The sequence below is a fragment of the Paenibacillus sp. CMM36 genome, assembly GCF_053570945.1.
In genome coordinates this window covers 33139-45516 of the sequence record NZ_JBSEDY010000009.1, presented here as the reverse complement: position 1 = coordinate 45516, position 12378 = coordinate 33139, and the positions used below count along the sequence as shown (strand labels likewise).

The 12378-nt window shown below is 43.6% G+C and carries 10 protein-coding genes; 7 read left to right on the top strand and 3 right to left on the bottom strand.

Annotated features, from left to right (window positions below):
* Positions 1 to 84 precede the first annotated feature (84 nt).
* Both ACWA2B_RS17805 and ACWA2B_RS17800 read right to left on the bottom strand, forming a co-directional pair.
* Complete coding sequence (locus ACWA2B_RS17805) at positions 85 to 417, bottom strand: hypothetical protein (RefSeq protein WP_069010293.1); 333 nt, start codon at positions 415 to 417, stop codon at positions 85 to 87.
* 290 nt (positions 418 to 707) lie between these two features.
* The gene (locus ACWA2B_RS17800) at positions 708 to 2204 is read right to left on the bottom strand and encodes a GDSL-type esterase/lipase family protein (protein ID WP_449292477.1); all 1497 of its coding nucleotides are present in this window, start codon (positions 2202 to 2204) and stop codon (positions 708 to 710) included.
* Positions 2205 to 2372: 168 nt separating this feature from the next.
* On the opposite strand from ACWA2B_RS17800, the gene ACWA2B_RS17795 reads away from it, so the two are divergent.
* Positions 2373 to 4634, top strand: coding sequence for a helix-turn-helix domain-containing protein (locus tag ACWA2B_RS17795; RefSeq protein ID WP_069010294.1), 2262 nt, complete (start codon positions 2373 to 2375; stop codon positions 4632 to 4634).
* Here the strand turns inward: ACWA2B_RS17795 and ACWA2B_RS17790 are convergent.
* Complete coding sequence (locus tag ACWA2B_RS17790; protein WP_013311057.1) at positions 4631 to 5530, bottom strand: carbohydrate ABC transporter permease; 900 nt, start codon at positions 5528 to 5530, stop codon at positions 4631 to 4633. The two genes, ACWA2B_RS17795 and ACWA2B_RS17790, sit on opposite strands and share 4 nt — an antisense overlap.
* 268 nt (positions 5531 to 5798) lie before the next feature.
* On the opposite strand from ACWA2B_RS17790, the gene ACWA2B_RS17785 reads away from it, so the two are divergent.
* The 6 genes from ACWA2B_RS17785 (at position 5799) to ACWA2B_RS17760 (ending at position 12375) form a co-directional block, all read left to right on the top strand.
* Positions 5799 to 6758: an ABC transporter permease gene (locus ACWA2B_RS17785; protein ID WP_023989418.1), complete on the top strand. Its 960-nt coding sequence runs from the start codon at positions 5799 to 5801 to the stop codon at positions 6756 to 6758.
* 21 nt (positions 6759 to 6779) lie between these two features.
* Positions 6780 to 7403: a YesL family protein gene (locus tag ACWA2B_RS17780; protein ID WP_029517727.1), complete on the top strand. Its 624-nt coding sequence runs from the start codon at positions 6780 to 6782 to the stop codon at positions 7401 to 7403.
* Between the two features lie 28 nt (positions 7404 to 7431).
* Positions 7432 to 8952: an extracellular solute-binding protein gene (locus ACWA2B_RS17775; RefSeq protein WP_029517726.1), complete on the top strand. Its 1521-nt coding sequence runs from the start codon at positions 7432 to 7434 to the stop codon at positions 8950 to 8952.
* 171 nt (positions 8953 to 9123) lie between these two features.
* Positions 9124 to 10485: a glycoside hydrolase family 28 protein gene (locus ACWA2B_RS17770; RefSeq protein WP_449292476.1), complete on the top strand. Its 1362-nt coding sequence runs from the start codon at positions 9124 to 9126 to the stop codon at positions 10483 to 10485.
* 23 nt (positions 10486 to 10508) lie between these two features.
* Positions 10509 to 11393 carry a dienelactone hydrolase family protein gene (locus ACWA2B_RS17765; protein WP_029517724.1) on the top strand — a complete coding sequence of 295 codons (885 nt, stop codon included), beginning with the start codon at positions 10509 to 10511 and terminating at the stop codon, positions 11391 to 11393.
* A gap of 25 nt (positions 11394 to 11418) precedes the next feature.
* Positions 11419 to 12375, top strand: a complete 957-nt coding sequence (locus ACWA2B_RS17760; RefSeq protein WP_029517723.1) for a pectinesterase family protein — start codon at positions 11419 to 11421, stop codon at positions 12373 to 12375.
* The last annotated feature ends 3 nt before the right edge of the window (positions 12376 to 12378 follow it).

Genomic DNA, 12378 nt, shown 5'->3' with positions numbered 1-12378 from the left:
GACAGTGCTTAAAAAACTCGCTATCAAATCACCATTTTGATAATGATCGTTGACTCCGTACTCCCAGGAACGCTTATTCCAACCTTAGTTTACCTTGACGGTATACACCATTCTCAATTTACCGTTACCGCCGTAAATTTCTACTCTTGCGCTCGTTGCAGTGGTGGTTGTTACCACGCCGGAAGAGGAGACTGTGACATTTCCGCTCGCCACTTTATAAGTATCGCCCGGGTAATTTGACAGCGCATAGGAATAATTTCGTGGCAATGTAGCCGTTCTGTAATATACTCCGTTAACTTCTACAACAGGCGTAATTACTGGCGAAGGACCTACTGCTGCGGACGCACTAGGGACGATGATACTACCAATTAGCCCCAAAGACATTGCTGTTGTTAATAAGATTTTCTTAGTATTCATAAAAATACCTCCTGGTGTGTTTATACATGCTCCTAAAATATACCATGCAAATTGTTATTTTCACTTTATTCGACAAATTTTGTCAATATAAGACAATTAAATGATACAAAAGGCCTATTGAATAATAAAAAATTAAATTATAATAAATGAGTAATTTCTTTCGATTTATCATACTTTTGAACTATTCTCTATAGCTGGGCAATCTTTGACCTAAAGCGAATAAAAAACGGACGTCAGAGTGATTAGTTCCAAGTCCGTTTTTCGTGTTTATATCTATTTAGTTCTTGATATCAGTTGACAAGTTGGTGCGCAATCCTCTCACCGCTGTCTGGATTCTTTTCTACCATACGCTGTTTTAATGCAGACAGTTCCGCACACTGACGAATGGCTTCTGCTACAAGCTGAGCAATCTGTCTTGCTCCTTCGTCAGAGAAATGGGTATTATCTGTTACACCAGCGGGGTAATTAGGATGTGTTTTTTCAGGCAAATACATAAATAGCTGCTGGGACTCTTTTTCACCCATGGAACGATAAAGCTGCTGAGAAGCTTCAAAAATATCGAGCAGGGGTGTTTTGGTTTCCGCGGCTACTTGTCTCATGGCAGCGGGATAGGCTCCTACAGCCAGCGGATCAGGTTCACCGTTTGCGGTGAATCGGCGGCGGCTTACAGAGGTCAATAGCACTGGAATTCCACCACGCTCTCTAGCGGACTGAATGTAATGAATTAAGTTTTGACGATAATCTCCATCAGGATCGGTATAGCGAGTGGGGTCTTCTTTTTTCTCATCGTTGTGTCCAAATTGAATAAACAGATAGTCTCCAGCTAGAATATCTTTTTCAATATCAGCTAATCGGCCTTCTGCTATAAAAGATTTGGTGCTTCGCCCATTGACAGCACGATTGTCCACATGAACAGACGGTGCCAAATAGCTTTGCAAGTGTTCACCCCAGCCTGTCATCGGTTTTTCGGTAGCCCCTTTTTGAGCTGCAGTGGAGTCCCCGGCGATAAACAGTCGAGTTGTGATCTGTTGTCTCGCCCGAGCATATCCATGTTTTTGAAGCCAAGTTTCCGCCAGATTGAGCCATTGATGGCATTCATGGTTGTCCTCTGACAGTCCCAAGCCGTGTCGTCCTTCCTCAAATACATGCAGTTCAAACGGAATACGTTCCCTGGATAATGAAAAAGCGAACAACAGACTATTTTCTACCGGTACAGCGCCATCATTGGCTGTAGTCCACATCAAAGTTGGAGGTGTCTTTGAAGTCACTTGCCGATCGGATGAAAAGGCTTGAAGCTGTTCCAGCGTCGGCTGTTCCCCTAAAAAATGCGTACGGCTTCCGATATGTGTATAAGGCTCATAAAATGAAATTACAGGGTATCCCAACAACAGAAGATCTGGCTTTACCGTCCCTATAGTGGAGACAATGGAGGCCAAGTGACCGCCTGCTGAAAAACCGATGAGCCCCACTTGGTCAGGGATGACCAGCCAGTCATGCGATGTTTGGCGAATCCATTGCAGAGCATGTTCTACATCCTCCAACAAGGAAGTAATCTCGAAATCACCGACTTGATACTCCAGCACACCCGCATGAATACCTAGATCGTTTAACCACCGAGCTATAGGCTCTCCTTCATGTGAGGCCAAATGCTCGTAACCACCGCCAGGTAATACCAATATAAAAGGACGAGCTTCACCAACTGCTACGGGATAGAGGGAGAGAAAGGAAGTTTCTGACGGAAATTCTTCTTTTACAATCGGTTCTTTAGGACTAACAACATGTAACATAAGTAATTCCTCCAAATTTCTTTTTAACTGCCGCCAACCAAACAAAATCGACTTAAATTGGAATGATACGGATGTAAAAAATAATGCACACGTGAAAAAAATGATTTAAACCTTGTTATGAAAGCGCTATAATTTTGATGTGATGCAAAGAGCCAGAGGGGGAGCGCAATGAAAAAAGGAAGAATGTTCTACACCATTTTTATTACGATTCTGGTTTTAGGAATAGGATTTGTGGCCAGTTTTGGCAGCTACATCTATTTTACAACAATTAGCTCCGTTGTGGAGAGGGTTTCCAATACCAAGCAAAGCTATATGGCACAGATCAGAAATAGCCTGGAGCAGAAAATTCAAACGATTGAATATGCTTTTAATACGTATAGCACGACCAGTTCCTTTAATGATGTTGTGAAAAATCCCATTACAGAAAAAGATTTTATAGCGTATCGGAATGTGAATACTCAGCTCAATTATATTGCTACGATGGGATTAGAGGGAACGGAATATTCACTCATCAGTCTGGATCAGAATTGGAGAATCTCCAATGGAAGCCTGTCTTATTTGACGAAAGCAGAAAGGGAGAAGCTGGTTAATACCTATATCGACCATCAGAATCAGGGACTATTCTGGGTTAAAACAGATAAAGGGATTCGTTTTGTTAATACCTTGCCTGTATTCTCTAAGAAGAAGCAAGCCATTGCTCTGTCGGATATTTCGCTGCAAACATTAAATCATACGATTCAAACCGAGGATCATATGGCTGTTTTTATCTTGAATAATCAAGGCGATTTAATGTATGAAACCCAGCCTGCCGAACAATTATTGTCCACCCAGCAGCTCCAGCATATTTCAGAAGCCACAGTGAAGCCGAGCAACACAGGTATGCTAACTTTGGAGAAAACGGATCAGCAGCCTGCACGACAAGTCATCTATGCCAAATCTGCCTATAACAATTGGACTTACTTAACAGTATTAGATAAGAAAGAAATTGCGGATGCCTTTCAAACGACCAAATTTGGGATCATCATGATGGGACTTGTATTAACGCTCTTAATGGTGGTAGTGGCGTACTTCATTGCCATTTACTTTACAAAGCCATTTCAGCAAATAAAACGAAGCTTGCCTAAAAATCCTAATTTCGCTTTCAAAAATGAACCTTCTAAAAATGAAATTGAATGGATTATTAATTCCATCGATAACATTGTAACCGAGAAGGAAAGCTTGGAAAGTCTCATTCAGTCCGAAATGCCACAGTTGGAAACCCAATTGATTCTCAACCTGTTCCGCAAACGTATTTCTGCAGAGGAATTGGCACGAAAAATGCCACGCTTGGGTTATCCGCAGATCGAGAATCAAATGTATATTACCTTGTTAGTCCAACTGGATAATCTGGGAGATCGAGAGCCCTCGGATAAAGATGTTTTGCTGCTGGCTATTAACAAAATCGTAGAAGAAACGATTCCAGAGCAGCAGCGAATGCTTCCCATCATTTTGAACGATAACACTCAGGCCACCATATTAATTTTGACAGGGTTGAGCGAACAGGAAATGAGAAAGCAAGTCTTGGATGATGCGACCCTTTTGGTTCGAAACGTAAAAGAGTATTTAAATGTTTCCATCAGCATCGGCATTAGTACGGCGTATGATAACTTATTAGAAAGTAAAGAAGCCTGTGAGATGAGCAAGCAAGCTTTGCATCACCGTTTAAATTTAGGCAAAGAGTCGATTATTTTTTATGAAGATATTTCCATGGTCATTTCAGGTCCGGTGCTGCTCCATTATCCTACGGAATTGGAATCAAAACTATTTGATGCCATCCGAATAGGGGACGAAGAGCAGGTATATCATACCGTGCACTCATTATTGGAGGAAATGATGGTAAAAAACAATCATTCCATGAACTTTGAGGTGCTGTTGGTACGGTTTGTGAATAACCTCATCCAATTAGAGCAACTATTAGGGATTGAAGTGCTGCTGACGCAAGACAATCATGCCTTGTATCATCGTTTGCTGGACATCCGTAACCCGGAAGAGATAGAACGTATGCTGATAGAGCAAGTTATTTTCCCCATGGTAAAAAGCATGAAGGAGAAGACCAACCAGCAATTCCGCTGTCTCTCGGAGAAAATTGCTGCTATTATCCGTGCTGAATATGACCAGGAATTATCATTAGAACTCATTGGAGACCGACTTCATTACAATCCGAATTATTTAAGCAGTATTTTCAAAAAAGAATACGGAACGACGTTTAGTGAATATCTGATGGGCTACCGGCTGCAAATGGGTAAGAAGTGGCTCGTTGAGACAGATATGACGATTAAGGAAATCGCCGAGCGACTGCAATATCATAATTCGCAAAACTTTATCCGCTCTTTTCGGAAAAAGGAACAGGTTACACCGGGAGCTTACCGAAAGATGAAGCAAGCCAATTAACCTTTAACCGCTCCTAACAAAGCTCCTTTGACAAAGTGCTTTTGCACAAATGGATACACGATTAACATCGGAACGGTCGCAATGACAATGACCGCCATCTTAATCGTCTGCGCAGGCGGAATGACATCTACAGCAGTTCCTTCTGCCTGCATACCACTGGAAACGATTACAATTTGACGTAGCAAGACTTGAATCGGCCATTTGGCAGAATCATTGATATAGAGAATGGCGTGCATATACGTATTCCAGTAGGCAACAGCGTAGAATAGAGAGATGGTTGCAATAGAAGGCAGGGCTAATGGCAACATAATTTTAAAGAAGATACCAAAATCGTTGCACCCGTCCATCTTGGCTGATTCCTCCAGATCATCTGGCAGCGCCTGAAAGAAGTTACGCATGATAATCAGGTTAAACGCATTAATGGCGACAGGAAGAATCAAGGACCAATACGAATTGATAAGCCCCATGCTTTTTACAACCAGGAATGTTGGAATCATCCCCCCACTAAACAACATAGAAAACACGACAATGAAGTTAATCGTATTGCGGCCGAGTAGATATCTTCGGGATAATCCATAAGCCATAAAAGCAGTAAATATCATACTTACAACTGTACCGACGATCGTTACGCCGACCGAAACCCCGAGACCTCTAAAAATGGTGGGAGTCGACAGAATATAGCGGTAGGCATCCAAGGAAAAAGTAACTGGGAATAAAATGAACTTCTTGGCTATCACTTCTTCGGTTGAGGCAAAAGAGCTGGCGATGATATTCAAAAAAGGTAAGAGACATGTGAGGGCAATGAGAATCAATAGTGTACTGTTTACAATGTTGAAGATACGGCTGCCCAGCGATTCTTTTTTTCGTAATTTTTGTTTTCGTAATGGCTGTGTCAATGTGGTTGACCTCCTCGTAATCGTTTACATGGCAACCTTATCAAGAGGAAAGAATTCCGTATATAATCAAATCTTGAGGTGTTCCCTAAGCCTGGAAAAAAGCGAATGATCATTAGGTTGTGTAGTAATCATTAGCTAAGGTGAAAGGTTGAAAAGTAGGCTGCACACCCAATTTTGTAAACGCTATCATTTGGTGATTATATGCGGAATGCTGAAAATCGCATACTCTTGAAAACGTATACAGGAACGTTTGAAGGAGGTCGAACTAATGAAAGTTTCAAGTGTCCCCGCACCAAACATGAAAATGAAAAAGAACAAAAGAACGACGGAAAGCCTTTTACGAATGCAGAAACACAAGCTGCTCTATCTAATGGTTTTACCCGGACTGGTATACTTCATTATTTTTAAGTACTTTCCTATGGGGGGATTGGTGATTGCATTTCAGGATTATCAAGCTTTTCAGGGAATCACAGGCAGTCCATGGGTAGGCATGAAGCATTTTATTCGTTTGTTTACCGAGCCTACGTTTTTTATGCTGCTTCGCAATACGCTGGTTTTGTTTGCATTGAACATTGTAATCTTTTTTCCATTGCCCATCATTTTGGCGCTTATGCTGAACGAAGTCAGGAAGATGTTCTTTAAGAACATTATCCAAACCATTATCTACATCCCGCACTTTATGTCATGGGTTATCATTGTTTCGATTTCTTATGTATTCCTAACCGTAGACGGTGGGGTGCTGAATGAAATGATTGCCGCGCTAGGTGGTGAGAAGATCAGTTTCTTAACTTCTCCGCAATGGCTGCGAACAGTCTACATCGGGCAAGTGATTTGGAAGGAACTGGGATGGTCTACCATCATTTATCTATCTGCGATTACAGTGGTAGATACGCAATTGTATGAGGCAGCAGAGATGGACGGAGCTGGACGCCTGAGAAAGACATGGCACGTTACCTTGCCTGCGATCCGCCCAGTCATTATTACATTGTTAATTTTGAAGATCGGTAGCACGTTGGATTTGGGCTTTGAGCATATGTATCTGCTATTGAACTCCTTAAACCGCGAAGTTGCCGAAATCTTTGACACTTACATTTATACTGCGGGCTTAAAGAATGGACAATTAAGTTTTAGTACAACGGTAGGGCTTTTTAAAGGTGTGGTAGGTTTAATCCTGATTATGGGCTCCAATCGACTGGCCAAGAAATTTGGTGAAGACGGCGTTTACTAATGACGACGGGAAGGATGCAAAATGGTGCGGTTTGTAGAAAACATGAACAAATGGTGCATGCGCCTGCTACGCCTGGTCTACCTTAACTTGCTTTGGACGGTTGCGACGATTCTGGGCTTGGGTTTTATAGGCGTTGGGCCTGCAACCGTTGCTATGCTTAGTATTTTAAGACAGTGGATTCGGGGCAATGAGGAAGTCGCCATTTTCTCGACGTTTGTACGTTACTTTAGAGAAAGCTTTAAAGAAGCAGCCATCATTGGGGGGCTTTACAGCCTTGTGGGTTACGTGCTCTACGTGGATATCGTCAACGTCTCGTCCTGGTATGTTCGTGTGGTGACGCTTATTGGAGCCTTTTTGTATCTTATCTCTTTGGCCTATATTTTCCCGCTGCTGGCTCACTATGATTGGAGAGGCATCAGACTGAAGGTCAAGATGTCGATCGTGATTGGATTTTCGTATTTACAATACACGCTTGTTCTTTTTGTAGCCATTGTCGTGCTATTTGCATTGATTCTAGGCTTGTACCCAGGAATTCTAACTTTTGCCGGAGCAAGTATTATGGGCTATCTCGTGATGTGGATGACGCATCAGGTATTCAGCAAAATAGAGCGAGAGGTTCTGGTGAAAGAGGAAGATATGGCATGAATATACAAACAGAAAAGGAGCAAACACGATGAAAAAGGGAATCACGACGAAAAAGGGAGTATCAGGCCTTCTTGCTGTACTAATGGTCATGAGTGTTTTTTTAGCAGCTTGTGGTGATAAGGGGGGAGAGGATCAAAGCGGCCAAACCTATGATCCGAAATCCAAACTGGAATTTACCTGGTTAAACGTATTGCATACAGCTTCTCCGCCTACAGAAACGATCAAAAGCAAAATTGAAGAATACACCAATTCTAAAATCACGTTCAACTGGGTGCCGGATGCTTCCAAAGAAGAGAGAATTACCACCGCACTGGCTTCTGGTGAACTGGCTGATATGGTGACGCTGACGATGATGACTAACTCTTCAGTGCGTAGTTCATTGAAATCAGGACTATTCTGGGATGTAGGAAAGTATTTGGATGATTATGAAAATTTGAAGAAGATCCCGCCTGAAGTGCGAGAAGCCGCATCCATTGAAGGGGTACTGTATGGCGTTCCGTTCCAGAAGAATCTGGCTCGGGCAGGTCTGGTCATTCGTCAGGATTGGCTGGATCGCTTAGGATTGAAGGTGCCGACGACACTGGATGAGTTGTATGAAGTTGCGAGAGCGTTTACAGAAGATGATCCGGATGGGAATGGAAAAAAGGATACGACTGGATTTGTTGACAGATCGGATCTACGCTACAGCAGCTTCAAAACTTTAAGTTCCTACTTTGGCACACCTAATGGCTGGAAAGTAGATGAAAGCGGAAAGTTTACGCCGGAATTTGATACTCCCCAATATTTGGAGACCTTAAAGTATTCGAATAAGTTATACAAAAACGGATATCTCTCTAAAGACTTTGCTGTAACCGCTAAAACGGACCAGCAGCAACAATTTGCACAAGGTAAAGCAGGTATTTATACAGGCATGATCGATATCTCTAACCTCAGAACCTTGTCCCAAGGCCTGCAAAAGGGGCTGAAGCTGGTACCAGTTAACAAGATTTCGAATGGAGATGGCAAATACCACGTATGGTCTGAGGGAAGCGGGGTAGGAGGTTTGCTGGCATTTCCGAAATCCGAAGTAAAAACAGAAGCTGAGTTGAAGAGACTGCTGCAATTTGTAGATGATTTAATTGACAAAGATGTATATATGTATATGACCGGTGGTATTGAAGGCACTCATTATAAAATCGAAAAAGATGGAGCCTTCAAAATTACGAATACAGATTTGTGGCAAGCAGATGTTCAGCCATTTTCAAGCTCCAGACCAAGTGAAGTGACTTATAACTTAAAAGATGCCAATCCAGAAAAGGAACTGGCTAATGAATTAGTCCGAGAAAATAATGAATTTGCTGTTCTGGACCCGACCGTGCCACTGGATTCAGTCACCGCTAATGAGCAAGGAACAGAGCTGGAGAAAATCATTACCGACGCCTCCTTCAAATTTATTATGGGTGAGCTTGACGAAGCCGGATTTAAAGCAGCCGTAGAAAACTGGAAAAACTCCGGTGGATCACGGATTACTGCTGAGTATGAGGAAGCGTATAAGAAAACGAAAAAATAAAGATATAGGTTGAGCATGAGTGTACATGAATTGCCACTACGCAGGCGGAAGGTGCTTACCATCGCTGACACTTGTCCAGCACCATTCCGCCTATTCCGTTTTCCAGTGTATTTTCAAGCCCAGTCTATAAATCATTTTCGTATTCACAAAAAAAAGACAGGAGAGAACGAAATGCAATTGTATAACATTGTAGATTATGGAGCAGTTCAGGATGGCACGACGCTGGCTACGGGAGCGATTGCGGCTGCCATTGAAGCGGCCAGCAATGCTGGAGGAGGAACCGTTGTTGTTCCGTCTGGGACGTATCTGACAGGTGCTATCTTTCTGAAAAGTAACATTGAGCTGCATGTAAGCCCTGGCGCAACTCTGTCCTTCAGTACGGATCTGGCTGATTACCCTGTAGTGGAATCCAGATGGGAAGGCGTTCAGCGGGAAGTGCATGCGTCATGCATTTATGGACAGAATCTTGAGAATATTTCAGTTACAGGTAGCGGAACGCTGGATGGAAATGGTCAGCCGTGGTGGGAAAAGCACCGAAATCATCCAGAGGAGTTACAGTATCCGAGACCCAAATTAATCAGCTTTGACCGTTGTCAGCGGGTTACCATTAAAGATGTTATGTTAAAAAATTCCCCCAGTTGGACTGTGAACCCCATCGCTTGCTATAACGTTACGATTGATAATTTGTCCATTCTTAACCCGGCGGACTCCCCCAATACGGATGGCATTAATCCTGAATCCTGTTCCAATGTTCGTATTAGCAACTGCAATATAGATGTGGGCGATGATTGTATTGCGATCAAAGCGGGGACCGAAGATACACAAGAGCGAATTCCATGTGAAAATATTACGATTACCAACTGTACGATGGTGCATGGACATGGCGCAGTTGTACTGGGGAGCGAAATGAGTGGTGATATTCGTAATGTTACGATCAGCAATTGTGTGTTCAAGCAAACAGATCGGGGTATACGTCTGAAATCCAGACGGGGACGTGGCGGAATCATCGAGGATATCCGCGTCAGCAACATTGTGATGGAGGAGGTCATTTGTCCATTTATTCTGAACCTGTATTATTTCTGCGGCCCTCGGGGCAAAGACAAATATGTGTGGGACAAAAATCCCTATCCGATTACCGATGAAACCCCGTGCTTTAGACGAATTCATTTTTCCGATATTACGGCACGACAGGTTCATGCGGCTGCTGGATTCTTATACGGACTAGCAGAACAATATATTGCTGAAATTACATTCTCCAATATTGATATTTCTATGGCTAAAAATGCAATTCCCGGTCGTCCGGCCATGATGACAGGGATCGAAGATATGAATAACCGTGGTTTTTATCTAGGTAACGTGAGGGATATTCGTTTTCAACAGGTGACGATTGAAAATCATCAAGGTCCTGCCTTTTATATTGAGAATGGGGAAGACGTTGAAATCAATCGTTGCCATTCGAAGAATACAGCTGAGCCCGAAAAGCTGATAGAACAAGTAACGATACAACCTTCTGAACAAAATAGGATGAATTAGGAGGACATGAAAGGAGGTACAACGTGGATAAATTACAAGCATTGTTGGGAGACCTTCCGGCAGATCGCCCTATAACGGCAACTCTGTTGAATGAAGAAGAGCGTGAGGGGTACCGACTGGAGTGTCTCCTGCTGGACTTGAACGGGATCGAATCTGTACCCGCTTATGTAGCTACACCCTTGCAAGGGAACGGTCCGTTTCCAATGGTCGTTTTTAACCATTCGCATGGGGGCAACTATACGAATGGACGTAAGGAACTGCTCCATAGCAGCTCTTACTTGCAGCAGCCCTCGTTTGCTACAACCCTGACAGACATGGGGTACTGCGTATGCTGCATTGACATGTGGGGCTTCAATGAACGTGGGGGCAAAACCGAAAGCGAGCTGGTAAAGGAAATGCTCTGGCAGGGCCAAGTGCTGTGGGGCATGATGCTGTATGATAACCGTCGCTTGGTGGATTATATGTGCCAGCGTGAAGACATTGATGCTTCCCGTATCGCAACAATCGGTATGTCGATGGGCGGACTCATGGCATGGTGGATGGCTGCGTTAGATGAACGGATACAGGTTACGGTTGATATTTGTGGACAGGTAGATGCCCATACGCTAATCGCTAAACGGGGATTGGACCATCATGGCTTTTATTCCTATGTCCCCGGCTTGCTGAAGCATTTTACCACCCTTGATATTCAAAAGCGGATCGTACCTCGTCCACGGATGAGTATAACAGGTCAAAATGACCGGATGTGTCCTATTGAAGGAGTCGAGCATTTGGCAAAAGGGTTGCTGGAAGCTTACCAGCAGGCAGGTCACCCAGAGCATTGGCAGCCTGTGATTGCAGGCGGTGGACATATGGAGACGCTGCAAATGCGCACGGCGTGGCAGACATTTTTAGCCAAGCACCTGTAAATCAAATGAAAGGATCGGGGTAATCATGCTAGTTGGAAAAGAATCCTTTTGTGATTTCCATACGATTCAGGAGGCAATTGCTGTATTGGAGCAGTCGGCTTCCAATGAAATGGAAACGTTAACTATTTTATCAGGTATTTATGAGGAAGAGGTGCGAATTTACCGTTCGTATCTTCATATTATAGGCATCGGGCAGGTAGAGATTCGAATGAATCGGTATGCCAAGGAGCGGAATGAAGCGGGTGAGGAAATAGGGACCTTTGCGACACCCACTTTATTTTTAGGCGGTAGCCATCTGATCTTGGAAAATCTCACGATTTCCAACACGGCAGGACAGGGAGAAGCCATTGGGCAGGCCGTTGCGGTATACGCTCATTGCGATGAAACGGTCTTTAGAAACTGTACCTTTAAAGGGCACCAGGATACTTTATTTACAGGCCCTCTACCTCCTGCACCGAAAGAACGACTCCAGTTTGGTGGAATCCATTTGAAGGAGCACCATAGACACTATCGGCAGCTCTATCAGCATTGTTATATAGAGGGTACGGTGGACTTTATTTTTGGTGGGGCTACCGCTTATTTTGAAGATTGCGAAATTCGCAGTTTACGCCATCATGAGAACCAAACGAGCTACGTCACAGCCGCCTCTACGCCGCAAGGACAAGCGTATGGCTATGTATTCAACCAATGCTACCTAACTGCAGAGCCTGATATTACCCCGGTTTTTTTGGGCCGTCCGTGGCGGGAATATGCCAAAACCGTATTTGTCGATTGTAAAATGGGCGATCATATTGACCCACGTGGCTGGGACAATTGGAACAATGTTGCGAACGAGAAAACCGTCTGTTATCAGGAATATAACGGACCCGATGAAGTTGCTACGTTACGTAAGCAGCGTGTTCCGTGGGCGGATTGTTTTGAGGCGGGAACAGAAGCATGGAGCAAGGAACAGGTTTTTGCTGAAGTCACATTTTGGAAGTAAGGA

Coding starts and splice junctions, on each gene's coding strand:
- ACWA2B_RS17805 (WP_069010293.1), bottom strand. CDS start 417: ATGAATACTAAGAAAATCTTATTAACAACAGCAATGTCTTTGGGGCTA.
- ACWA2B_RS17800 (WP_449292477.1), bottom strand. CDS start 2,204: ATGTTACATGTTGTTAGTCCTAAAGAACCGATTGTAAAAGAAGAATTT.
- ACWA2B_RS17795 (WP_069010294.1), top strand. CDS start 2,373: ATGAAAAAAGGAAGAATGTTCTACACCATTTTTATTACGATTCTGGTT.
- ACWA2B_RS17785 (WP_023989418.1), top strand. CDS start 5,799: ATGAAAGTTTCAAGTGTCCCCGCACCAAACATGAAAATGAAAAAGAAC.
- ACWA2B_RS17780 (WP_029517727.1), top strand. CDS start 6,780: ATGGTGCGGTTTGTAGAAAACATGAACAAATGGTGCATGCGCCTGCTA.
- ACWA2B_RS17775 (WP_029517726.1), top strand. CDS start 7,432: ATGAAAAAGGGAATCACGACGAAAAAGGGAGTATCAGGCCTTCTTGCT.
- ACWA2B_RS17770 (WP_449292476.1), top strand. CDS start 9,124: ATGCAATTGTATAACATTGTAGATTATGGAGCAGTTCAGGATGGCACG.
- ACWA2B_RS17760 (WP_029517723.1), top strand. CDS start 11,419: ATGCTAGTTGGAAAAGAATCCTTTTGTGATTTCCATACGATTCAGGAG.